This is a genomic window from Cupriavidus phytohabitans (genome assembly GCF_000426345.1).
In the GTDB taxonomy this organism is placed as follows: domain Bacteria; phylum Pseudomonadota; class Gammaproteobacteria; order Burkholderiales; family Burkholderiaceae; genus Cupriavidus.
Map to the genome: position 1 here is coordinate 13,614 of NZ_AUFE01000056.1, position 21,912 is coordinate 35,525.

18 protein-coding genes are annotated in these 21,912 nt (G+C 67.9%); 8 read left to right on the forward strand and 10 right to left on the reverse strand.

Translation table 11 applies throughout. The features are described 5' to 3' along the window. Positions 1-62 precede the first annotated feature (62 nt). Together K309_RS0127185 and K309_RS0127190 are read right to left on the reverse strand one after the other, a co-directional pair. Positions 63-1,286: a polyhydroxyalkanoate depolymerase gene (locus K309_RS0127185; protein ID WP_029049311.1), complete on the reverse strand. Its 1,224-nt coding sequence runs from the start codon at positions 1,284-1,286 to the stop codon at positions 63-65. A 771-nt stretch (positions 1,287-2,057) separates the two neighbouring features. Beyond that, the gene (locus K309_RS0127190; RefSeq protein WP_029049312.1) at positions 2,058-4,487 is read right to left on the reverse strand and encodes a TonB-dependent receptor; all 2,430 of its coding nucleotides are present in this window, start codon (positions 4,485-4,487) and stop codon (positions 2,058-2,060) included. Positions 4,488-4,654: 167 nt separating this feature from the next. Here K309_RS0127190 and K309_RS37600 point away from each other — a divergent pair, with 167 nt between their 5' ends. The 6 genes from K309_RS37600 (at position 4,655) to K309_RS0127220 (ending at position 10,824) form a co-directional block, all read left to right on the forward strand. Next, positions 4,655-5,446 carry an ABC transporter ATP-binding protein gene (locus tag K309_RS37600; protein ID WP_232232502.1) on the forward strand — a complete coding sequence of 264 codons (792 nt, stop codon included), beginning with the start codon at positions 4,655-4,657 and terminating at the stop codon, positions 5,444-5,446. Further along, complete coding sequence (locus K309_RS0127200; protein ID WP_029049313.1) at positions 5,443-6,447, forward strand: PQQ-dependent catabolism-associated beta-propeller protein; 1,005 nt, start codon at positions 5,443-5,445, stop codon at positions 6,445-6,447. The genes K309_RS37600 and K309_RS0127200 overlap by 4 nt, the downstream gene beginning before the upstream one ends. After that, positions 6,440-7,636: an ABC transporter substrate-binding protein gene (locus K309_RS0127205; RefSeq protein WP_029049314.1), complete on the forward strand. Its 1,197-nt coding sequence runs from the start codon at positions 6,440-6,442 to the stop codon at positions 7,634-7,636. Before K309_RS0127200 ends, K309_RS0127205 begins: the two co-directional genes overlap by 8 nt. A 10-nt stretch (positions 7,637-7,646) precedes the next feature. Further along, positions 7,647-8,456, forward strand: a complete 810-nt coding sequence (locus K309_RS0127210) for an ABC transporter permease (RefSeq protein ID WP_029049315.1) — start codon at positions 7,647-7,649, stop codon at positions 8,454-8,456. 218 nt (positions 8,457-8,674) lie between these two features. After that, positions 8,675-10,426 (forward strand): PQQ-dependent methanol/ethanol family dehydrogenase, encoded by a 1,752-nt coding sequence (locus K309_RS0127215; protein ID WP_029049316.1) that lies wholly within the window; start codon positions 8,675-8,677, stop codon positions 10,424-10,426. A gap of 77 nt (positions 10,427-10,503) precedes the next feature. Next, positions 10,504-10,824, forward strand: coding sequence for a c-type cytochrome (locus K309_RS0127220; protein ID WP_029049317.1), 321 nt, complete (start codon positions 10,504-10,506; stop codon positions 10,822-10,824). Positions 10,825-10,903: 79 nt separating this feature from the next. On the opposite strand, the gene pqqE is transcribed toward K309_RS0127220, so the two are convergent. From pqqE to K309_RS0127250, 6 genes are all read right to left on the reverse strand, one after another. Further along, the gene (gene pqqE, locus K309_RS0127225; protein ID WP_029049318.1) at positions 10,904-12,082 is read right to left on the reverse strand and encodes a pyrroloquinoline quinone biosynthesis protein PqqE; all 1,179 of its coding nucleotides are present in this window, start codon (positions 12,080-12,082) and stop codon (positions 10,904-10,906) included. Then, on the reverse strand, positions 12,054-12,326 hold the full coding sequence (pqqD, locus tag K309_RS0127230) for a pyrroloquinoline quinone biosynthesis peptide chaperone PqqD (protein ID WP_029049319.1): 273 nt from the start codon (positions 12,324-12,326) through the stop codon (positions 12,054-12,056). Before pqqD ends, pqqE begins: the two co-directional genes overlap by 29 nt. Beyond that, entirely contained in the window at positions 12,323-13,015 is a 693-nt protein-coding gene (pqqC, locus tag K309_RS0127235; protein ID WP_029049320.1) for a pyrroloquinoline-quinone synthase PqqC, read from the reverse strand. The genes pqqD and pqqC overlap by 4 nt, the downstream gene beginning before the upstream one ends. Then, positions 13,012-13,929 (reverse strand): pyrroloquinoline quinone biosynthesis protein PqqB, encoded by a 918-nt coding sequence (gene pqqB, locus K309_RS0127240; RefSeq protein ID WP_029049321.1) that lies wholly within the window; start codon positions 13,927-13,929, stop codon positions 13,012-13,014. The genes pqqC and pqqB overlap by 4 nt, the downstream gene beginning before the upstream one ends. 85 nt (positions 13,930-14,014) lie before the next feature. Continuing rightward, positions 14,015-14,089 (reverse strand): pyrroloquinoline quinone precursor peptide PqqA, encoded by a 75-nt coding sequence (gene pqqA, locus K309_RS43900; protein ID WP_012355514.1) that lies wholly within the window; start codon positions 14,087-14,089, stop codon positions 14,015-14,017. 264 nt (positions 14,090-14,353) lie between these two features. Then, entirely contained in the window at positions 14,354-16,321 is a 1,968-nt protein-coding gene (locus tag K309_RS0127250; RefSeq protein ID WP_029049322.1) for a sigma-54-dependent Fis family transcriptional regulator, read from the reverse strand. 286 nt (positions 16,322-16,607) lie between these two features. Between K309_RS0127250 and pedF the strand changes: the two genes are divergently transcribed. Both pedF and K309_RS0127260 read left to right on the forward strand, forming a co-directional pair. Beyond that, a complete protein-coding gene (pedF, locus tag K309_RS0127255) occupies positions 16,608-17,081 on the forward strand; it encodes a cytochrome c-550 PedF (protein ID WP_029049323.1) in 474 nt (157 codons plus the stop codon). A gap of 92 nt (positions 17,082-17,173) precedes the next feature. Then, complete coding sequence (locus K309_RS0127260) at positions 17,174-18,085, forward strand: substrate-binding periplasmic protein (RefSeq protein WP_029049324.1); 912 nt, start codon at positions 17,174-17,176, stop codon at positions 18,083-18,085. A gap of 17 nt (positions 18,086-18,102) precedes the next feature. On the opposite strand, the gene K309_RS0127265 is transcribed toward K309_RS0127260, so the two are convergent. Together K309_RS0127265 and K309_RS0127270 are read right to left on the reverse strand one after the other, a co-directional pair. Next, positions 18,103-20,526, reverse strand: a complete 2,424-nt coding sequence (locus K309_RS0127265) for a spermine/spermidine synthase domain-containing protein (RefSeq protein WP_029049325.1) — start codon at positions 20,524-20,526, stop codon at positions 18,103-18,105. A 15-nt stretch (positions 20,527-20,541) separates the two neighbouring features. Further along, positions 20,542-21,282 (reverse strand): protein-L-isoaspartate(D-aspartate) O-methyltransferase, encoded by a 741-nt coding sequence (locus tag K309_RS0127270; protein ID WP_029049326.1) that lies wholly within the window; start codon positions 21,280-21,282, stop codon positions 20,542-20,544. Positions 21,283-21,912: the final 630 nt, after the last annotated feature.

Consider the following 21,912-nt stretch of genomic DNA (forward strand, 5'->3'; position numbering starts at 1 on the left):
CCTGAGGGCTGCTCTGTTCACGGCGGGTCAGGGCCACCTCTGCCGAGCATGTGACATTGCGCTCAGTCCGCGCACCGTTGAATGAGCCGCGTAATGGCCGGCAGGATGGATTGCCGGAATCCCTGGCCGGCGAACGTCCCGTAGTGACCCACGCCGTCAACGACCAGGTGTTCTTTCCTGTCGGCGGAAAGTCCTGCGCAGAGCGCGTGGGCCGCTTCGGTCTGGCCGCGGCCGGTGATGTCATCCTCGCCGCCTTCGATCGTCAGCAGTGAAACATTGGTGATGGCTTCGGGGTGGACACGGCGCTGGCCGACTTCCATGCAGCCGCGGCACAGGTGATGCTCCAGGAAAACCTTCTGGATGGTTTCCAGGTAGTACTCGGCCGGCACGTCGAGCACGGCGTTGTACTCGTCATAGAACTGGCGATGCCGGGCGGCCTCGTGCTGCCTGCCGTCGACGAGGTGGCGGTAATAGTCAAGATGCGCGCCGGCGTGGCGTGCGACGTTCATCGAGACGAAGCCAGCAAGCTGCAGGAAGCCCGGATAGACCCGTCGTCCGCGTCCGGGGTAACTGTCGGGTACCCGTTCGATGACATTCGATTCGAACCAAGGCAGCGAATATTTCTGCGCGAACTGGTCGACCGCCGTCGGGCTGACGCGGGTGTCGATCGGCGCGGCGATAAGCGTCATGGAGCGGGGCTGGGCGTGCTCGTCGTCCTCGGCCATCTGGGCGACCGCGCAGAGCAGCGGGACCCCCGGCTGGCATACCGCCACGACATGCGTGCCGGCGCCGAGGTATCGGATGAATGTCTTGAGGTAGTCGACGTAGCCGCCAAGGTCAAAGCCGCCGGCGTCGAGCGGGACCATGCGCGCATCGGTCCAGTCGGTGATGTAGACATCATGCCCGGGCAGCAATGCTTCGACCGTCGGGCGCAGCAGCGTGGCGTAGTGGCCAGAGAGCGGCGCCACCAGCAGCACGCGGGGACCGGGGCATGGCATGTCCTTCCTGAAATGCAGCAGCCGGCAGAAGGGCGCCTCGATCAGCACGGTTTCGGTGACGGCCACCCGGTGCCCGCACGCGATGATCTCGCCGATGCCGAAGCCGGGCTTCCCATAGGACTTGGTCAGCCGGGTGAACAAATCAAGCGCGGCGCCGGCCTCGCGCATCCCTGGCAGCCAGGCGATGGACTCGCCCCAGAAATCGATGGCACGCTGACCCGCTTCGATCATGGCCCCGAACGGTCCGACCGAATGCAGCGTGAGTTCACGCAGAGCATAGAGCGCCATGGCATTCCCCGCCTTTTGAAATAATGGTTGCTGCGTTGTTCCGAGGCCGGGACCGCAACCCGGACAGGCCTCTTGTTGGTGCTTGTTGGCGCGATCGCTTCAGCGCACGAGGTGCGCCGGACAGCGGCAGGACCGACTTCGCTCAAGGTGGATGGGCGGACGGCAGGCTTGTAACGGGGGTCGGCCGGAGGGAGGCGGACCGTGCTGCGCCGGCAGGTGCTGCGCACGGCCGAGATGGCGTCGATGTCGAATTGCCTGAGCGCCGGTAGCGTGCGTCTTGCCGGCACGGCCGTTCCGGCTGCTGTGGCCGGATGCCAGCGTACGGCTCAGGCCGCACGTGAATCGATTGGAATGCTGCATGACGTCCCCACTACTCAGGGCTACCGGCATCGCATCGCGATGCCAGCGGAACCACGTGCATCCAAGTTACGTGATTTACATTCAGTAACACATTCGGTCAAACCCTACTGCAACGCCTTGCATACCTGTTTAGCGATTAAAGTGACTGGAGCAGCATCGTGTATCGCAGTCATCGGTTAAAGGCCACCTGTCAAGTGATGTTTGATTTCCAGCGCGCCGCCGCAGCTGGCGCTGGCCGCGGTGCAATTTGTAAATCTTTGCAAACAGAGCCAGGGATGACGGCGACAGCCAGGGCGCCACGCCGCCGCCGCGCGCCGGCGCGACCCATCTTTCCGGCGACGGCAAGACCACCATCCTGGGAGTGCAGAACGAGCGCGAATGGGAGGCCTTCTGCCGTGTGGTGCTGGATCTCTACATCCGGTACACCAGCCCCACCCAGACGCTGCGCGGCGCCCCTGGCGCCACGAACAACGCCGTCGCGGCATCGCCGGGCGCCACGTGCGGCTGCACCAGGCTGCCGCCGGGAAACACGTTGTTCGCCACTTGCCCGTAGGTCTCGTAGCGCCGGTCGAACAGGTTGGCCACGCGCGCATAGACCTCGAAGCGCTTGTTCACCTTGTACGCGGCGCGCAGGTTGACGGTGGCGTAGCCGGGCACGTGCCAATCGGCGGTTTTGGGCGGCTGGCCCGGCTGCGGATCGCTGCGCAGGCCGTCCTCGTTGCCACTGGCGATGCTGCCGGACACGGCGACCAGGTCGGCGCCGAGCGTCAGCCCGGCCAGCGCCTGCCAGTCGGCGCCGAGCTTGAGCGTGTGGCGCGGCAGGCCGGCCATGCGCATGCCGGGCTGGACCTCGATGGTGCGCTCGCCAACCGCCAGCTGGCCGGCCGCCTGGTAGGTGGCCTGCAGGTAGCTGTAGGCCAGCCGCAGCGTGACGTCGCCAACCCGCTGGCGCGCGCTCAGGTCGAGCCCCTGGTTGCGGGTGCGGTCGAAGTTGGCGAAATAGCCAAGCCGGGTGTTGGGCGCGCGCAGGAACAGGATGTCGTCGTGGTTGTCGATGCGGTAGAGCGTGGCGGTGAACTCGGTGTCCTTGCCGGGGCGCCAGCGCACGCCGGCTTCATAGGCGTGCGAGACCACCTGCTTCAGGTAGGGGTCGGCCTGCAGTCCGGCCGGCAGGCGGCACGGGCGCGTGGGGTCGGCGCAGCCGAGCTCGAGCACGGTGGGCACGCGGTTGTTCTGCGCGTAGCCGCCGAATACCGTGACGCCGCCGCCCAGCTTCTGCGCCAGCCCCAGCGCGGGATTGAGGCGGCGGTAGGTGAAGGATTCGCGCGGCTGCTCGCTGCCGTCGCTGTTGCGCAGCGTATTGCTGACGGTCGCCAGATTCCATCTCGCCGACGCCGTCAGGAAGGTGCTAGCCGTCAGCGACCAGGTGTCGGACAGGTAGGCGCCGAAGGTGCGCGCGTTGCCGCTGACCCCGGAGAACAGCGCATTCGGCTCGGCCGGGTCGGCCACGGCGCCGCGGTCGGCGGTGAACGTGCCGGGCTGCTCGAACTGCGAATAGGTCAGCCGGCTGCGGTCCAGGCTGACGCCGGCGTTGAGCACGTGGCGATCGGTCTCCCTGGCGAGGCTGAGCGCCATGCCGACGGTCTGCTGGCGCATATGGGTGGTGTTGACCACGGCGGGATGCAGCGCCGCCCCTTCGGCGCGGGTCAGCCCGCAGTCGCCGCCGCGCGGGCTGCCGTCGTCATTGAAGCCGTCTTCGCAGTCTTCGGCATAGGCCTCGTATCCGGGGTTGACGTCGCCGTTGGTGGTGTCGCGGCGGCTGTTGCGCACATAGGCGAGTGCGGCCGCGCTGGTCTTGTCGTCGAACCAGTGGCGGCCGTTGACGGCGACCTGGGTCACCTGGTTGCGGGTCTGGTCCGGGTGGGTATACACGGCGCGGCGGTTCGACTGGTAAATGTCGGGCAACGTCGCGCTGCCGTCGGCCCGGTAGGACGGCACCAGCCCGTTGCCGGTCAGCGTGCTGCGGCCGTGCAGCAGCGAGACATTGACGCTGTTGGCCTCGCCCTCATAGCCGGCCTTGGCGAAGACGTTGCCGAGCCGCCCCGACGAATGGTCGCGCCAGCCGTGCTCCTGGAACAGGGTGCCGGCGGCGAAGGCGTGCCAGCCACCTTCGCTGCGCACGCCGGCCGACAGGTCTGCGCGCTTGCGGCTGCCGCTGCCATAGGACAGGTCGCCGCTGACGCCCGGCGAGTCCAGCCCGGAGCGGGTGGTCATCGCCAGCGCGCCGCCCAGGCTGTTCAGGCCATAGGCCGGGTTGGCGCTGGAGACCAGCGATACGCTGGCGAGCGCGGCCTCCGGGATCATGTCCCAGCTGATCACGTCGCCAAACGGCTCGTTGATGCGGATGCCGTCGAGATAGACCGAGAGCCCCTGCGGCACGCCCGGGATCGATGAGGCGCGGAAGCCCCGGTAGGTGATGTCGCTCTGGAACGGGCTGCCCTGGATGTCGTTGACGTTGACGCCGGCCAGGTTGCGGGCCAGGTAGTCGGCCAGGTTGCCGGCGCGGCTGCCGTCCAGCTCATCGCCGCGCACGGTCTGCACGGTGTAGGGCACCAGGTCGCTGGCGACGCCGATACCCGGCAGCGGCGCCGCGGCGACTACCAGCACTTCGGGCAGGACCGTGCTGTCCTGTTTTTGAGCAGCGGTGTCCAGTTGTGCAACAGCGGGCCGCTGCACCAGCATCGCCGCGGCCATGGCGATGGACGTGGCAACCCGGCGGCGGCGGGCCGCGGCATGGCGGAAAGCCTGCTCTTGCGGGGCAGGGAACGGGCTGGCTGGCATCTTGCATCTCCTCGGGCATACGCGGGGCCGCCTGCATCGGGCGGCACCTGAAATCGAACTGGCTGAGGAAGGAGCAGGTTCCGTACCTCGGGCATCGGGAAGAACTCCCGGCCTTGGCCGGAACCCCGACCACCAACGCAGACCACATCCCCCCAGGAGCATGGGCTTTGGCTGACATCACCGCTACCCAGGCGCCGCTGGCGCTGCGCTGCGAGGCCGTGCGCAAGGCGTTCGGCGCCCGCGTGGCGCTGGACGGGGTCTCGCTCGCGGTGCGGCGCGGCGAGTTCGTGGCGCTGCTCGGTCCCAACGGGGCGGGCAAGACCACGCTGTTCCAGATCCTCAGCGGCCTGTTCGTCGCCGATGCCGGACGCGTGACGGTGCTGGGTAGCGATATGCGGCGCGATCCGGTGCGCGCGCTGGCGCGCCTCGGCATCGTGTTCCAGCAGCCCGCCATCGATCTCGACCTGCCGGTGCTGGCCAACCTGCGCTTCCATGCGGACCTGCACGGGCTGCCGCGCCGCGTCGCCGCTCAGCGCATCGCCCGGCTGCTCGATGCCTTTGGCCTGGCCGCGCGGGCGCGCGCCCCGGTGCGCGAGCTGTCCGGCGGCAACCGGCGCAAGGTGGAGCTGGCGCGCGCGCTGCTGCACGAGCCGGCACTGCTGCTGCTGGATGAGCCTACCGTGGGGCTCGATCCGGCTTCGCGGGCGCAGATGGTCAGCGATGTCAGGCGGCTGACCGCGCAGGCGCAGGCCGGTGTGCTGTGGGCCACGCACCTGGTGCAGGAGGTGGAGCATGCCGACCGCGTGATCGTGCTGGACCGCGGCACCGTGCGCTTCGACGGCACGCCGGCGGCGCTGCGCGGCGTGGCCGGGCGCGGCGATCTCGAGAGCGCTTTCCTGGCCATGACGCGGGCTCCTGCCGCTTCTGCCAGAAGCACCGAAAGGAGCATGCCAGCATGAACGAGATGCCATCGCCAAAGTGGTTTTCAATCACGCTGCTGCTGGTGACGGCACTGCTGGTGGGCGCCGGACTGGCCGAAGCGGCGCGCGTGGCCAGTGGCCAGGTGTTCGTGTCGAGCGAGAAGGACGATGCGATTGCCGCCTTCGATGCGCGCAGCCGGCAACTGTTGGCCGTGTGGCGCCAGTGCAAGCGGCCGCGCCACCTGCAGCTCTCGCCCGATCGCGCGCGCCTGTATGTGGCATGCAGCGATGATCACCGCGTCGACGTGGTCGACGTGGCCAGCCGCAAGACGCTGGCTTCGCTGCCGGTGGGCGAGGACCCGGAGTTGTTCGACCTGAGCCGGGACGGCCGCATGCTTTATGTCTCGAACGAAGAGGATGGCCTGCTGTCGGCCTACGACACCGCTTCGGGCAAGCGCGTGTTCGCCGTCAAGGTGGGCGAGGAGCCGGAGGGCGTCAAGGTCAGCGCGGATGGCAGGCGGGTATACGTGACCTCGGAGGTGGCCAACCTGGTCCATGTGATCGACGTGGCCACGCGCAAGGTGGTCGGCAATATCCTGGTCGGCAACCGGCCGCGCCGGCTGCTGCTGTTGCGCGACGGCAAGGAGCTGTGGGTCTCGAACGAGCTGTCCGCCAGCGTCAGCGTGATCCATACCGATACGCTGGAGGTGGCCCATACCATCCACTTCGCGCCGCGGGGCTTCCGCGCCGGGGATGTGACCCCGGTGGGGATGGCAGCCAGCAGCGACGGCACGCGTGCCTATGTCGGGCTAGGGCGCGCCAACCACGTGGCGGCGGTGGACGTGGCGTCGCGCCGGGTGCTGGACTATGTGCTGGTGGGCCGGCGTGCATGGGGGCTGGCGCTGAGCCGCGACAACGCCAGGCTCTATGTCGCCAACGGCCTGTCAGACGACGTCAGCGTGGTGGATACCGCCAGCAGCAAGGCGACGGCAACCCTCAAGGCGGGCCGGGTGCCGCACTCGGTGGCGATCGATGACTGAACGCCTGCGTTGCTGCCTGTCGCTGGTTGCCGCGCTGGGCCTGCTTGCGAGGGTGGCTGACGCTGCCGCTGCCGCCGAGGTGCGTATCGCAGTGGTGTCGCTGGCTGGCGACCTGCGCCATGAGGCCCGCCGCCTTGCGCAGCGCTACCCGGGGCAGCCGCAAGGCCGCGCCCTCGACGGCGCGCAGGTGGCGGCAGCGGAGGCACGCTTCGCGCTGGAGGCAGCGGGCCAGTCGCTCAGGCTCGATGCGCAGGAAGCGCGCAACGAAGCGGAAGTCGGGCCGATGGTTGCGGCACTGGCGCGGCAGGGCACGCGCTTTATCCTGCTTGACCTGCCAGCCGCGGCAGTCAGGCAGGCGACGGCCGCCGTCAAGCCAGGCGAGGCTCTGCTGTTCAACGTCTCGGCCGATGACGACGGCCTGCGCGGCGCCGCCTGTTCGCCCGTGCTGCTGCACACGCTGCCCAGCCTGCGCATGCGTGCCGACGCACTGATGCAATACCTGGCGCTGCGCAAGTGGCGCCGCGCGCTGCTGCTGAGCGGCCCGTCGACGGGCGACGCGGCGCAGCGCGACGCGCTGGTCCGATCCGCGCGGCGCTTCGGCATCGCGTGGTCGGCGCAACGGACGTTCAGGCTGTCCAACGATCCGCGCGAACGCGACCAGTCCAACCTGAACCTGCTGACCAGCGGCACCGACCATGACGTGGTGGTGGTCGCCGATGCCGATGGCGAATTCGCCCGCGGCGTGCCCTATGCCACGCAGCTGCCGCGCCCCGTGGTGGGCGCCAGCGGCCTGGGCGCGCAGGCCTGGCACTGGGCCTGGGAGCGCAATGGTGGCCCGCAGCTCAACCGGCGCTTCACGCGCGCGGCGGGGCGCCCGATGACGGGCTACGACTGGGCCGCGTGGGTGGCCGTCAAGGCGATTGCGGAAAGCGTCGCAAGGCAGCCGAAGGCCGGTTTTGCCGCGCAGGCACAGGCGCTGGTCACCGGCAAGGTGGTGGTGGACGGCTTCAAGGGCCCGCCGCTGTCGTTCCGGCGCTGGGATCGCCAGTTGCGCCAGCCGGTCATGCTGGCTCACCCGGACGGCGTCGTTGCCGTGGCGCCGGTGGAAGGCGTGCTGCACCCGAAGAACAACCTCGATACCCTGGGCGCGGACGAGGCCGACACCCCGTGCCGCGCCCCATCCTCGTAAGGCACAACCCATGGCCACCGTGCCGATCCATCGCTGGCGCGCGCTGCGCGCCGTCTGCGGGCGCGAGCTGCGCAAGTACCTGCGCCAGCCCGGGCGCCTGCTGTCGTCGCTCGCGCGGCCGCTGCTGTGGCTGCTGGTGTTCGCGGCCGGCTTCCAGAACACGCTCGGTGTCGCGATCGCGCCGCCGTATGAGACCTACATCGAATACAAGGTGTACGTAGCGCCCGGCCTGCTCGGCATGATCGCGCTGTTCAACGGCATGCAGTCGTCGCTGGCAATGGTGTACGACCGCGAGATGGGCGTGATGCGCCTGCTGCTGACCGCGCCGTTGCCGCGTGGCTGGCTGCTCGGCTGCAAGCTGGCCGCCGGCATGGTGCTGTCGCTGCTGCAGATGGCCGCGTTCCTGCTGGTGGCGATGGCCTTCGGCATCCGCTTCGAGCCGTTGCACCTGCTGGCCGCGAGCGGCGCCATGGCGCTGGCGGCGCTGATGCTGGGGGCGCTGGGACTGTTGTTGTCGGTCCATGTGCGCCAGCTTGAGAACTTCGCCGGCACGATGAACTTCGTGATCTTTCCGATGTTCTTTGTCAGTTCGGCGCTGTATCCGCTGTGGAAGCTGCAGGAATCGGGCGCGGAGATCGTCTATCAGCTCGCGCGCTTCAACCCCTTCATGCATGCGGTCGAGGCCATCCGCTTCGCGCTGTACGGGCAGGTGGCCCCGATGAGCCTGGCGGTGGTGGCAGGCTGTGCGGCGGTGTTCTTCGCGCTGGCGCTGCACGGCTATGACCCGCAGCGTGGCATGGCCCGCCGGGGGCAGGCTTGAACCAGGCCGCGACCCGCATGGATGGCTGTTCAGATCTGGAGCAGATGCAACGCAGTGTTGCGTGCTGACACGGCTGCCAGCGCGCAATGCGGCCGCGTCCTGACGTCGCGCGCGGCAATCCTATTGGCATGGGAATTGCCAAGTGCGTGTCTGGTGCGTGTCTGGTGTATGGCGCGTTGGCGCACCGGTGGGAAACCAAAACAAGAGAGGAGAAGACAATGAGGACGTTACGAGCAGTGATGGCGGTCGCGGCAATCGCGGCTGCCGCGGCCAGCGTGGCCGCGCAGGCGGCGGTGACCGACGCCATGATCGAGAACGACGCAAAGACCCCCGGGGACGTGCTGTCGTGGGGCATGGGCCCGCAAGGGCAGCGCTATTCCGCGCTGACGCGCATCAATACGAAGAACGTCGGCAACCTCGTGCCGGCGTGGTCGTTCTCGTTCGGCGGCGAGAAGCAGCGCGGCCAGGAGGCGCAGCCGCTCGTCCACGACGGCAAGATGTTCGTGACGGCATCGTATTCGCGCATCTACGCGCTCGACCTGAAGACCGGTGCCAAGCTGTGGAAGTACGAGCACCGCCTGCCCGAAGGCATCATGCCATGCTGCGACGTGGTGAACCGCGGCGCGGCGCTCTACGACAACCTGGTCATCTTCGGCACGCTGGATGCGCAGCTGGTGGCGCTGGACCAGAAGACCGGCAAGGTGGTGTGGAAGGAGAAGCTGGAGGACTACGCCGCCGGCTACTCGTACACGGCTGCGCCGCTGATCGTCAAGGGCATGGTGCTGACCGGCATCTCGGGCGGCGAATTCGGCGTGGTCGGCCGCGTCGATGCGCGCGATGCCAGGACCGGGCAACTGGTGTGGTCGCGCCCGGTGGTGGAAGGCCACATGGGCTACAAGTACGACAAGGACGGCAACAAGACCGAGATCGGCGTGACCGGCGCCGAGAACGCCAGCTGGCCTGGCGAGACCTGGAAGACCGGCGGCGCCGCCACCTGGCTGGGCGGCACCTATGATCCGGCCACCGGGCTGGTGTACTTCGGCACGGGCAACCCGGGGCCGTGGAACAGCCATATCCGCAAGGGCGACAATCTCTACTCCGCGTCGACGGTGGCGATCGATCCGGCCACCGGCAAGATCGTCTGGCACTACCAGAACACCCCGAACGACGGCTGGGATTTCGATGGGGTCAACGAGTTTGTGACCTTCGACCTCGACGGCAAGCGCATGGGCGGCAAGGCCGACCGCAATGGCTTCTTCTACGTCAACGACGCGCGCAGCGGCAAGCTGGTCAATGCCTTTCCCTTCGTCAGGAAGATCACCTGGGCCAGCGGCATCGACCTGAAGACCGGGCGGCCCAACTTCATCAGCGAAGGCCGTCCCGGCGATCCGGCCGCCAACACCGACGCGAAGAAGGGCAAGTCGGTGTTCGCCGCGCCCGGCTTCCTCGGCGGCAAGAACCAGCAACCGATGGCCTACAGCCCGCAGACCGGCCTGTTTTATGTGCCGGCCAACGAGTGGGGCATGGATATCTGGAACGAGCCGGTCAGCTACAAGAAGGGCGCGGCGTTCCTGGGCGCGGGTTTCACCATCCAGCCGCTGAACGAGGACTACATCGGCGCGCTGCGCGCGATCGATCCCAAGACCGGCAAGATCGTCTGGGAGGCGAAGAACGGCGCGCCGCTGTGGGGCGGTGTGATGACCACGGCCGGCGGCCTGGTGTTCTGGGGCACGCCGGAGGGCTATCTGAAGGCAGCCGACGCCCGCACCGGCAAGGAGCTGTGGAAGTTCCAGACCGGCAGTGGCGTGGTAGCGCCGCCGGTCACCTGGGAAGACAACGGCGAGCAGTACGTGGCGGTGGTGTCGGGCTGGGGCGGCGCGGTGCCGCTGTGGGGCGGGGAAGTCGCCAAGCGGGTGAATTTCCTGGAGCAGGGCGGATCGGTGTGGGTGTTCAAGCTGCACAAGAGCTGAACCCGGGCCGGTCGATGGGCGGGCACGCTGGCATCCTGATGCCAGCGTGCCGCAAAAACCAGATAGCGAGACAAGGTATGAAGAAGGAATGGATGGCGCTGGCGGCGGCGGTGCTGCTGCCTGGTGCGGCGCAGGCGGGCACGGCGGCCGATATGCAGGCAGTGGCTGACAAGAACGGCTGCTTCGCCTGCCACGGCATGCAGTCGAAACTGGTGGGGCCGGGCTTCGCCGAGGTGGCGGCCAAATTCAAGGGAGATAGCCAGGCAGCCGGTCGGCTGGCCAAAAAGATCCGCGAAGGCGGCAAGGGGGCGTGGGGGCCGGTGCCGATGCCGGCGCATGGGAACCTTGGCGAGGCGGATGCGAAGCAGCTCGCGGAGTGGGTCTTGAGTGCAGGGTAGGAACGCGGCAGGAACGCGCAAGAAACGCGAGAACAGCGGCGCCCGGGAGCCCGGCTGGCGTGAGCCAGGCCGGGCTTTCTTACTTGCGCCCAGCGCTCAGGCGCAGCGAGTTGCCATCGCTGCGAAACACCATCGGCTGGACTTCTTCGCGCGCCTGCAGGGCTGCAAGCCGGCCCTGCAGCACGATCTCGCTGACCGTGCCGTGGTCGGCGGAGCGCTCGCAGACCGGGTCCGTTGCGGCGGGGTCGCCGGTCAGCAGGAAGGCTTGGCAGTGGCAGCCGCCGTAGTCCTGCTCCCGGTGGTCGCAGGACCGACACGGTTCCTGCATCCATGCCGTGCCGCGAAAGCGGCGGAATGCCTCGCTGTCGCGCCAGATCTCGCGCAACCCTTGCGTTGTCACATTCGGCAGCGCCAGCCCCGGCAGCATGCGCGCCGCGTGGCACGGCAGGGCAGCCCCGTCGGGCGCCACGCCAAGGAAGGTCGTGCCCCAGCCATTCATGCACTTCTTGGGCCGGGCCTCGAAGTAGTCGGGCACCACGAACAGGATCTGGCACCGCTTGCCGATGCGCGCCCGGTACTCCCTGACCACGGCCTCGGCCTCCAGCAACTGCTCGCGCGTGGGCAGCAGCGCAAGCCGGTTCTCCCACGCCCAGCCGTAGTACTGGGTATTGGCCAGCTCCAGGTACTCCGCCCCCATCTGCAGCGCCATCTCGATGATGGTGCCGACATGCGGCAGGTTATGCCGGTGCAGCACGCAGTTCATCACCATCGGGTAGCCGTGCGCCTTGATCATCCGGGCCACGCGCTGCTTCAGGTCGAAAGTGCGGGTGCTGGACAGGAAGTCATTGAGCTCGCGCGTGGAGTCCTGGAAGGACAGCTGGATATGGTCCAGCCCCGCGTCGCGCAATGCCGCGAGCCTGGCGTCGGTCAGCCCCACGCCGGAGGTGACGAGGTTGGTATAGAAGCCGAGGCCATGCGCATGCCGCACCAATTGTTCCAGGTCCTTGCGCAGCAGCGGCTCGCCGCCGGACAGGCCGAGCTGCACGGCGCCCAGCGCGCGTGCCTGGCTGAATACGTCGCACCACTGCGCGGTGTCGAGCTCGGCCGTGTGGCGGGCATAGTCCACCGGGTTCGAGCAAAAGGCGCAGTGCAGCGGACAGCGGTAGGTCAGCTCGGCCAGCAGCCACAGCGGCGGGCCGGGCTGGCCGGGCGGGGGGGCAGCGAGGGCGTCAGACCAGCCAGCCGCGTTCGGTCGCATGTTTGACAAAGGCATGTACCTCCGGAGCGATGCCCTGCACGCCGAATGCGGCCTGCAGGTCGTCGATCAGCATGTCGAGCGTATGGCCGCCGTCGCAGCGCTGCAGGATCGCGGCGGCGCTGTCGTTGAGCGTGACCATGCCTTCCGGGTAGAGCAGCACCCAGCTCCGCTGGGCCTCTTCCCATTGCAGGCGGAAGGTCCGGTGCAGCAGCGGGCGGGCAAGATCTGTCGGGTCGGCTGTCATGGCTGGTCGTGCTGGATGGCGTCGAGCATCGACCAGAGAACGTCGAGCTTGAACTGCAGGATGTCGAGCGCGCGCTGCTGCTGTTCCGGGGTGCGGAAGTAATCCAGCGTGACGCGCAGGCCATGGTCGACGTCGCGCTGCGCCAGCGGGATGCGCGAACGGAAGTAGTCCAGCCCGGCGGCCTCGATCCATGGGTAGTGGGTGGGCCAGCCGGCCAGGCGTTCCTTGTGGATCTCCGGCGCGAACATCTCGGTCAGCGACGAGCACACCGCTTCCTGCCACGGCGCGCGGCGCCCGAAGTTGACATAGGCGTCGACGGCGAAGCGCACGCCCGGCAGCACGTGCCGATGGTCGAGCAGCGTCTCGCGCTCCAGCCCCACGGCCTGGCCCAGCCGCAGCCAGGCTTCGATTCCGCCGGGCACGATGTCGGTGCCGTCATGGTCAAGGATGCGCACGACCCACTGCCGGCGCGTGTCGCGGTCGGGGCAGTTGGACAGGATCGCTGCATCCTTCAGCGGGATATTCGTCTGGTAGTAAAAGCGGTTCGCCACCCACGCGCGGATCTGCGCGGGCGAACACTGCCCCGCGGCCATGCGCCGGTTGAACGGATGGTGGATGTGGTAGCCGCTTTCCTTGGCGCGCAGGCGGGCCTCGAACTCTGCCGGGCTCCATGCAATGGGGTGTGTCATAGCGCGATTTCCATGCCGTCGCAGGCCAGCTCGATGCCATGCCGCGCCAGTTCGGCGCGTTCGGGCGAGTCTTCCAGCAGTACGGGGTTGGTATTGTTGATGTGGATAAGGATCTTGCGGGCGGCCGGCAGCCGGTCGAGGATCTCGATCATGCCGCCGCGGCCTGACAGCGGCAGGTGGCCCATGTCGGCAGCGGCCTTGGCGGAGAAGCCCAGAGCCTGCATCTCGTCCTCGCGCCAGAAGGTGCCGTCGACCAGCACCACGTCGGCGTTGCGCAGTTCCGCGAAGACGCGGTCGTCGACGCTGCCGAGGCCGGGCGCATAGAAAGCGCGGCGCCCGCTGCGGCAGTCCTCGATGCGCAGGCCGATGTTGTCGCCGACGCGTGGGGCGTTGCGGCTGGGGGAGTAGGGCGGGGCCTTGCTTTGCAGCGGCACGGCCGTGAGCCGGATGTGCTCCAGCGGCGGCACGGTGAACGGCGTGCCGTCACACGGCAGGGTGTGCGTCTGCAATCCGCAGTAGTGCGACAGCATGCGGGTCAGCGGAAAGGCCGTGCCCAGGTCGTCGAGCACCGCCGCGGTCGCGTAGAGCGGCAAGGGCTGGCGGTGCTCGCGCAGCATCAGCAGGCCGGTGACGTGGTCGATCTGCGCGTCCATCAGCAGCACCGCCGCGATGGCGCTGTCGCGCGGCGCGCGCGCCGGCTGCAGCGCGGGCGCCTGGCGCAGCTGCTGCAGGATGTCGGGCGAGGCGTTGACCAGGACAGCATCCGGCCCGTCGCCGGAGAGCGCGATCGACGACTGCGTGCGCGGCGTGGCCCGCACGGTGCCGCGGCGCACGCCGTCGCAGTTGTGGCAGTTGCAGTTCCACTGCGGGAAGCCGCCGCCGGCGGCCGACCCCAGTACCCGGATGGTTGTCATGGCGCGAGCGCTTTGTCGTGGGGCATGGCGTCACGGAGCAGGCGCATGGCCCGGCAATGCGGGCGTTGCGCCTGTCCCGGCGCGATCAGCGGTTGGCGATATACATCGTGATCTCAAAGCCCAGCCGCAGCTCGGTGTAGGCAGGCGTGGTCCAGGTCATGTCTCTCTCTCCTCGTATGGGATGGTTAGTGAATATCGTCGTGGCGCGGCAGGCGGGCCGCCGCATCCTTGTCAAGGCAACATCCATGCCCGACATGTCCATGGCCACCGCCTGCAACGGCGACGCTTCGGGCCGTCGGGCGAGCGCGTGCCCGGTGCCCGTGCGCGCCTGCTTACTGTGTCACGACTGTTTCAAAGTGGGACACTTGTCCAGAAACGGGACACCGCCGCGGCTGCGCTCCCGCCGGCAGCCCCTGGGCGGGTTTCAGCCGGGCTGGTACGGCAGCCCGCGTGCCTCTTCCATCTTGCGGTAGACCGTATTGCGCGAAATGCCCAGCGCCTTGGCCGCCGCCGAGATATTGCCGTGGTGCGCCCTGACGGTGGCGACGATGGCCTGGACCTCGACCTCGGCCAGCCGCGTCGGCTGCACGCCCGGTGGCACGCTAGCCAGGGCAGGGGCTGACGGCGCGGCCGCCCGCGCCTGCCGTTCGCGCAGGTCATCCAGGAAATCGTCGGGCAAGTGGTCCTCGGTGATCTCGGCTTCGCCTTCCGCCATCAGCCGTGCGGTGCGCAGCAGGTTGCCGAGCTGGCGGATATTGCCCGGCCAGTGGTATTCCCGGAACATCCCCATCACCGAGCCCTTGATGCGGGGCGGCGCGCCCGCGGCCTGCTCCTGGCGCAGCAGCTTGCCCGCCACCACGTCCAGGTCGCTGCGCTCGCGCAGCGCGGGCAGGCGCACCACCAGGCCGTTGAGGCGGTAGTACAGGTCCTCGCGGAACTGCCCGCCGGCGACCATCTCGCGCAGATTGCGGTTGGTGGCGCACACCAGCGAAACATCGATATGGATCACCTTGCTGCTGCCCAGCGGTTGCACCGCGCGCTCCTGCAGCGCGCGCAGCAGCCGCCCCTGCAGGTGCAGCGGCATGTCGCCGATCTCGTCCAGGAACAGCGTGCCGCCGTTGGCCAGCAGCATCTTGCCGATGCCGCCCTTCTTGCGGGCGCCGGTGAAGGCGCCTTCCTCATAGCCGAACAGCTCCGACTCGATCAGGTTCTCGGGGATCGACGCGCAGTTCACGGCGATGAACGGACCCGCGCGGCGCGGGCTGTCGGCGTGGATGGCGCGCGCCATCAGTTCCTTGCCGGTGCCGGTTTCGCCCAGCACCATCACCGGGATGTCCTTGCCGATCACCTTGCGCAGCTTGCCGATGACGGCCCGGATCTGGGTGTCGCCGGTGTCGAGATCATCCAGCCCCGCGGGCGCGGACGGGTCGGCGCGCGGGCGCTGTGGCGCCACGATGGCCTCGCGCGCGTCCTGGCGCGCTGCGTCGACGCCGGGCATCGCGCTCCGGCTGGTCTTCGATTCCACGCGCGCGCTGACCTTGACGCCGCTTGGCAACTGCAGCTGCACCAAGGCCGCCGGTGCCGCGCGCACCGCGTCGAACAGCTGCGACATCGACAAGCCGAACAGCGAAGAGAACGTATGCGCCTGCAGCGCGCCGTTGGACAGGCCCAGCTGGAACTGCCCGCTGCGGTTCGCCGACAGGAAACGCCCGCCCGGCGTGAACGATACGATACCCTCCACCAGCGTGCCCAGGAACTCCGCACGCGAATGGAAGCGGATGCAGACCATGTCGCGGAAGGCGTTGCCGAACAACTGATTTTCGATCATCTGCGCCGACATCCGCACCAGCGCCATGGTGTGCTTGTGAAAGCCGCGCTGGTCGCCGGTCACATCGAGCGCGCCGACGGTCTTGCCGTAGGGGTCGAGGATGGTCATGCAGGAACAGGTCAGGAACTGGTTGGCTTCCAGGAAGTGGTCGGCGCCGTGGACCAGCGTGGCGCGGTTCTCGGCCAGCGCGGTGCCGATCGCGTTGGTGCCGCGGGACGACTCCGACCAGTCCGCGCCGGCGCGCAGCGCCACCTTGTCGGCGCGGGCCAGGAAATCGTCGTCGCCCAGCGAGTGCAGGATCAGGCCGTCGGCGTCGGTCAGGATCACCATGCTCTGCGTGTTCACGATCTGGTCGTAGAGCGTTTCCATCACCGGCAGCGCATAGGTGAACAGTGACTGGCTGCGTTCGATGCGGGTCTTCAGCTCGCTCTGCAGTACGGGGCAGAAGTCCGGCGACTCATAGGGGCGCAGGCCGTAGGAAGCGGAGCGCTGGTGGGCCTGGGCAATCAGTTCGGCGCGCTCGGGTTGCGCAGGCTCGCCCGCCGGGGCAGCTTGGATGGTCATTTCAGTGTCTCCTGTGGAAGGTCGCCCGCGATCTTTGCGCGGGTCGCTGCCGGCGCCTCCAGCGGGCGCGTGTCCGACAGTGTTGCGTCATGAAGCAAGACGCTTGCCAGAGTGTGGCATTCCGGGACACCGGCGCGGCGCTGGCTGGTGCCGTTCTGGCCGGTGCAGCCCCGGCCAGCGCCGCCGCGAGGCGGTTGCGCGCCCCGTCGGGCCCGCGGCAGGACGCTGGTATGGCTCTTGCGGAAATGGCGTCAAACACAAAACCCGTTCACCGTAGGAGACATCCATGAACACGCAGCGCCATTTGCTTGCCTTGTTATCGCTTTGCGCGGTCCTTGCCGCCCCGGCCTCCGCGCTGGCCCACGGCGACGTCACGCCACAAGCCGTCGACACCAAGGGCCTGCCACAGCTTGGCGACGAATGGCGTCCGGACAATCCCTACCGCGCCGGCGGCGCGCAGCAGGAAGCGCAGCGCATCGGCAGCTCGGCCTACAACCAGAACTGCGCGCGCTGCCACGGCCTGGAAGCGGTGTCCGGCGGCATTGCCCCCGACCTGCGCAAGCTTGACGGCGACTGCGTGTCGCTGGCCGATGCCAGGAAGAAGCAGGCCTGCATGGCCGAGATCTCGCAGTTCTACACCACCACCGTGCGCAAGGGCCGCACCCGCGACGGACGCGTCTACATGCCGCCGTTCGACGGCGTGCTGAGCCAGGAAGCGGTGTGGGCGATCAAGACCTACCTGGAATCCCGGCGCGAGTGAGCGCCGGGCATGGTCGCGCAGGCCATGGCGTTCCACATGCTGTTCCACTCGCTGTCCCAATAGCCGTCGTCGTTCACACCAGGAGAGACCTCATGCCTGCCAGCCCAGTCCGTGGCCAGAGGCTTTGCCAGACCCCCGCCATACCGGCTGCACCGGCATCTACCCGGCGCCGGCTGTGCGTCGCCTTGCTGGCGGCCGGCGGGCTGCTCTGCACGCAGCCCGCGTTGGCCGACCTGACCAGGATTCGCCAGAGCGGCTCGCTCAAGGTCGCGGTCTACAAGGGCCTGCCGCCATTTTCGGCGGTGACGGGCAGCCAGTACGACGGCATTGATGTGGCGCTGGCCAAGGCCCTGGCCGGTGAGCTGGGTGTGTCGGTGTCGCTGCTGCCTTTCGATGCCGACGAGAACATGTCCGACGACCTGCGCTCGATGGTCTGGCGCGGCCACTACCTCGGCTACGGCCCGGCGGACGTGATGCTGCACGTGCCGGTCGACCGCGCCTTCATGCGCGCCAACGACAAGGCGCTGATCTTCGCGCCTTACTACCGCGAGACCTTCGTGCTGGTGCGCGACCGCGAGCGCGTGCCGGATGTGCGCGGCCTGGACGACCTGGCGGGCCATCCTGCCGGCGCGGCCGCCGGCTCCGCCGGCGCCAACGCGCTGCTGTCCGGCGCGGGCGGTGCGTTGCGCGACAAGGTGAAGATCTACCCCGAGGCCGGCCAGGCGCTGCGCGCGCTCTTCGCCGGCGAGATCGCCGCGGCGATGGTGACCCGCGCGCAATATGAGAGCGCGCTGAAGGCCGCCGGCCAGTCCGCGGCGCGCTTTGCCACGGCGGACATCAGCTCGCCGCTGCTGCCGCCGCGCGGCTGGGCCGTCGGCATGGCGATCAAGGCCGGCGACAAGGAACTGGCGCAATCGCTGGAGAATGCGCTGGATGCGCTGCGGCGCAAGGGCGAACTGGCGCGCATCTTTGCCGGCTATGGGGTGACGATGCAGGAGCCGTGAGGCGCGGGCGAGCGCCGTTATGGGCCGGCGAGTGCCGCAGCCGCGTACAGCAGCAGCGCCACCAGTATCACCAGGGTGAAGCCGGCATGGATCGCGACCAGCGTGGCAAGAACCGCCGCCACTACCGAGGCGCAGGCGTTGATGCCCCAGGCCCAGGGCACCAGCGCTTCGTCGCGAGCCGCGACCCGGTCCAGGCCAAGTGGGAAGGGCATGCCCATCAGGAACGCCAGCGGCGCGATCAACAGCACCGCGACGGCAATCCGGGCCGGATCGGGCAACGCGATCAGCAGCCTGAAGACGGCCGGCAGCGCCGCGAGATAGATCAGCGATACCGCCCAGATGCCGGCGACCGCCAGCGTCGCCTGGCGCCCGGCGCGCGAGCGCAGGCGTTGCGAGTACCGGCTGCCGAGGCCGGCAAAGCAAAGGAAGGCACACAGCACCACCGCGACCGCGTACAGCGGATGGCTCAGGAACAGGATGAATTTCTGGATGAAGGCGATCTCGACGAACATGAAGCCCACGCCGACCGCCAGGAAATAGAAACCGACACGCCATGCGCGCGGGCCGCCGTCGGTTGCCGCGCCCGCAGCCGCAAGCATGCGGGTGCGCCGGCGCAGGACGCGGAGCGGGACCACGATCAGCAGCAACGCCGCGGCGGTAGCCTGCAGCAGCGTGGCGACCAGCACCGGATAGCCCCATTCCAGCAGCGGCAGGCCGCCCTGGGATTTCAGCGCCAGAAGTTCAGGCAGCGTGCGCCATTTGAAAAAATGGAAGAAATAGGGCTTGTCGTCGGTGGCGGGCCGCACATCGAACTTGTATTCCGACAGGAAGCGCGCACGTTCGGGGCCGAGCAAGGCCTGCGCAGTCTCGAAGAAGTAAGGCTTGTCGAGTACGTTGTAGCGATTGGCCTGGCCTGCCTGGATGCCGGGATAGTACTCAACGTCGAACGAACGGGCGCGGCAGAAGGCCTGCAGCGCGGCAAGCTCCGCCGCATCGAACTCGCCGTTCTTCACCAGCAGTGTCGCCGTCTTCCATCCGCGGATCAGCACCAGCCGCAGCGCGGGCGCCGGCACGTCCATCTTTTCCATGGCGGCCACGGCGGTAGCGAACAGCTTGGGGATATCGCGCGGCGGCAGCGTGACCCAGCGCGTGATCGCCAGCATGCCGCCCGGGCGCAAATGGCGCAGGTAGCCCTGGAAGGCTTCCACGGTATAGAGATAGCTCTCGGACAGCGCATACAGGCCCGCTGACGATGTGCTGAATGAATCGAGCAGGGCTACCTGGATCAGGTCGTAGCGGTCCCGGCTGGCCGCCAGGAAGCCGCGCGCCTCGCCGGTAAAGACGCGCACGCCCGGTGCGCTGTACGGCTTGCCGGAGAACGCGGCAAAGCGGCCCTGCACCAGTTCGATCACCTGCGGATTCAGCTCTACCGCATCGACGGCGCTGGCGTGATGCCAGATCGCCTGCAGTACGTCCGCGCCGGCGCCACTGCCCAGCACCAGCACCCTGGGGTCCCGCAGCAGGTGGAATGGCAGGGCAGAAGTGAGGTCGCCAAGGTACGCCAGCGGCTCGCGCCGGCCGTCATAGCGGTTGAGCGCGCTGAGCCCGTCGCCATCTGTCAACACGGCCAGTTGCTGCGGCGGCTCGGTGGTGGCATTCAGGCTCAGTCCGGGGGCGTGACGCAGCGGGATTGACGGGCTTTCCACCACCGTGACCAGCCCGAGCGGACTGGAGCGCTGCGCCACCACCCGTGCATCGCCGATGCGCAGTACCTGGCTCAGCTCCTTGTACTCGGACGGCCGCAGCGCGATCCATGCTCCGGGTACGGCAGCCGGCACCGTCGCCGCCACCAGCAGCAGCGCCGGCAGCCATGGGCGATGCCAGCGGCATTCCACGCACGCCAGCGCGGCCGCCGCGATGCCCGTCGCGCTGACCAGCCGCAACGCCCCGACCGGGCTCAACGCAAACAGCGCCACGATGATCCCGAGGCAACCCAGCCCGGCACCCAGGATGTCGAAGCTATAGACGCGGTGCACCTGCGCATTGAAGCCCGAAAACACCAGGCAAACACTGGTCGCCGCGCAGAAGAACGGCACGAACAGCAGCAGGTAGAGCATCAGCAGGCGCAGCGGCTGCGATGGTTCCCACAGGATTTCCAGCGGATTGAACGCGACCTGCTGGGCAATCGCGAAACAGGCCATCGCAGCGGCGCCGAAGAGCAGGGCGCCCGCAACGAATGCCGGCATGAAATGGCGCAGCAGCGCCTGCCGCGCGAGCGCGACCAGCGCGCCGGCCGCGCCATAGCCCAGCAGGGCGACGCTGATCATCATGTAGGCGAAGTGGTGCCACAGGATGATGGACAGAAGCCGCATCAGCAGGATTTCATAGCCCAGCGCGGCGGCGGACAACAGCGCCAGGGCAAGCAGCGGCGGTCGTGGCATGGTGCCGGCGCCGCGCTATGGCTTGCTTACCAGCGGCACGAACCTGACCGGCAGGATCTGCCGGGTAGACACGGCGCCGTCGGCGGCCTTCTCGACCAGCAGCAGGTATTGCGTCATGAACTGCGCGCCCACCGGGATCACCATGCGGCCGCCCGGCTTGAGCTGGCGGATCAATGGGGGCGGCACATGGCTGGCCGCAGCGGTGACGACGATGGCGTCATACGGCGCGTGTTCTTCCCAGCCGTAGTAGCCATCGCCGACCTTGCATGCCACCTGCTGATACGCCAGCCGCTTCAACCGGTCGCAGGCCTGCCGTCCCAGCGGCTCGATGATCTCGATGGTGTAGACCGCCTTGACCAGTCCGGCCAGCACAGCTGCCTGGTACCCCGAGCCGGTGCCGATCTCCAGCACGGTATCGCCAGGCTTTGCCATCAGCAGGTCAGTCATCAGGCCGACGATATAGGGCTGCGAGATGGTCTGGCCATGGCCGATGGGCAGCGGGCGGTTGTGATAGGCATACGGCTTCTGCGCATCGGGGACGAACTCGTGCCGAGGCACCTGGCTCATCACCGCCATGACGCGAGGGTCGAGCGTGTGCTTGCCACTGGTTGTGCCGGTTTCGGCCGCGATGGTTGCAATCTCCTTCACCATGTCGGCGCGCTCGGCGGTGCTCGTGTCCCGGGCGTCGGCGCCGTGCCATGGCGGCGCCACGGCCAGGATGGCGGCGAGCAGAAGGAGGGCGGGTGACGGTTTCACGGCAAGCACCGGTAGGTTGCCTTATGGACATCGTAGTCACGAAAAGGCGGGCTTCGAAGGGCTCCGGCCCGGCGGGTAATGCACATGGACCCCGCAAGTGGCAAAAGAGGCGCTTCCGGGAATTTTTGAAAAAGACTTGCTACTTTGTTTTGGAGGCCCTAATATTCGGCCCCTCCTGCAGCGCAAGCAGCACTGCAAGCCGGGCAGGAGGAAATGGGTTGTTGAGATTTACTTCGGCTGGCAGCGCCGGTCGATAAAAAGAAATTTCTCGAAAGTAGTTGCTAAATCGTAGAAAATTCTTTAAGATCTCGTTTCTTCGCTGCTGACAAAACAGCGACGCGACAAGCAAAGCGAATCGCGAAAGTTCTTTAACAAACAAACAACCGATAAGTGTGGGCGCTGGGTAGCGGACGCCGCTGTCTTCGGACAGTGTTGCTTCACAAGTTATACAGTGCTCGCACAGCAAAACGTGACTGGGTCTTCGGATCTGGTCAGTCAGTTTTCTGAGAGTGAGCGACCGCTCGAAAGAGCGAGACCTGTAGGGAAACCGAAGGGTCACACAGAGATTGAACTGAAGAGTTTGATCCTGGCTCAGATTGAACGCTGGCGGCATGCCTTACACATGCAAGT

Excerpts from the sequence above, each read along its gene's own strand:
- K309_RS0127185 (WP_029049311.1), bottom strand. The coding sequence starts at position 1,286 with ATGGCGCTCTATGCTCTGCGTGAACTCACGCTGCATTCGGTCGGACCG.
- K309_RS0127190 (WP_029049312.1), bottom strand. The coding sequence starts at position 4,487 with ATGCCAGCCAGCCCGTTCCCTGCCCCGCAAGAGCAGGCTTTCCGCCAT.
- K309_RS0127200 (WP_029049313.1), top strand. The coding sequence starts at position 5,443 with ATGAACGAGATGCCATCGCCAAAGTGGTTTTCAATCACGCTGCTGCTG.
- K309_RS0127205 (WP_029049314.1), top strand. The coding sequence starts at position 6,440 with ATGACTGAACGCCTGCGTTGCTGCCTGTCGCTGGTTGCCGCGCTGGGC.
- K309_RS0127210 (WP_029049315.1), top strand. The coding sequence starts at position 7,647 with ATGGCCACCGTGCCGATCCATCGCTGGCGCGCGCTGCGCGCCGTCTGC.
- K309_RS0127215 (WP_029049316.1), top strand. The coding sequence starts at position 8,675 with ATGAGGACGTTACGAGCAGTGATGGCGGTCGCGGCAATCGCGGCTGCC.
- K309_RS0127220 (WP_029049317.1), top strand. The coding sequence starts at position 10,504 with ATGAAGAAGGAATGGATGGCGCTGGCGGCGGCGGTGCTGCTGCCTGGT.
- pqqE (WP_029049318.1), bottom strand. The coding sequence starts at position 12,082 with ATGCGACCGAACGCGGCTGGCTGGTCTGACGCCCTCGCTGCCCCCCCG.
- pqqD (WP_029049319.1), bottom strand. The coding sequence starts at position 12,326 with ATGACAGCCGACCCGACAGATCTTGCCCGCCCGCTGCTGCACCGGACC.
- pqqC (WP_029049320.1), bottom strand. The coding sequence starts at position 13,015 with ATGACACACCCCATTGCATGGAGCCCGGCAGAGTTCGAGGCCCGCCTG.
- pqqB (WP_029049321.1), bottom strand. The coding sequence starts at position 13,929 with ATGACAACCATCCGGGTACTGGGGTCGGCCGCCGGCGGCGGCTTCCCG.
- K309_RS0127250 (WP_029049322.1), bottom strand. The coding sequence starts at position 16,321 with ATGACCATCCAAGCTGCCCCGGCGGGCGAGCCTGCGCAACCCGAGCGC.
- pedF (WP_029049323.1), top strand. The coding sequence starts at position 16,608 with ATGAACACGCAGCGCCATTTGCTTGCCTTGTTATCGCTTTGCGCGGTC.
- K309_RS0127260 (WP_029049324.1), top strand. The coding sequence starts at position 17,174 with ATGCCTGCCAGCCCAGTCCGTGGCCAGAGGCTTTGCCAGACCCCCGCC.
- K309_RS0127265 (WP_029049325.1), bottom strand. The coding sequence starts at position 20,526 with ATGCCACGACCGCCGCTGCTTGCCCTGGCGCTGTTGTCCGCCGCCGCG.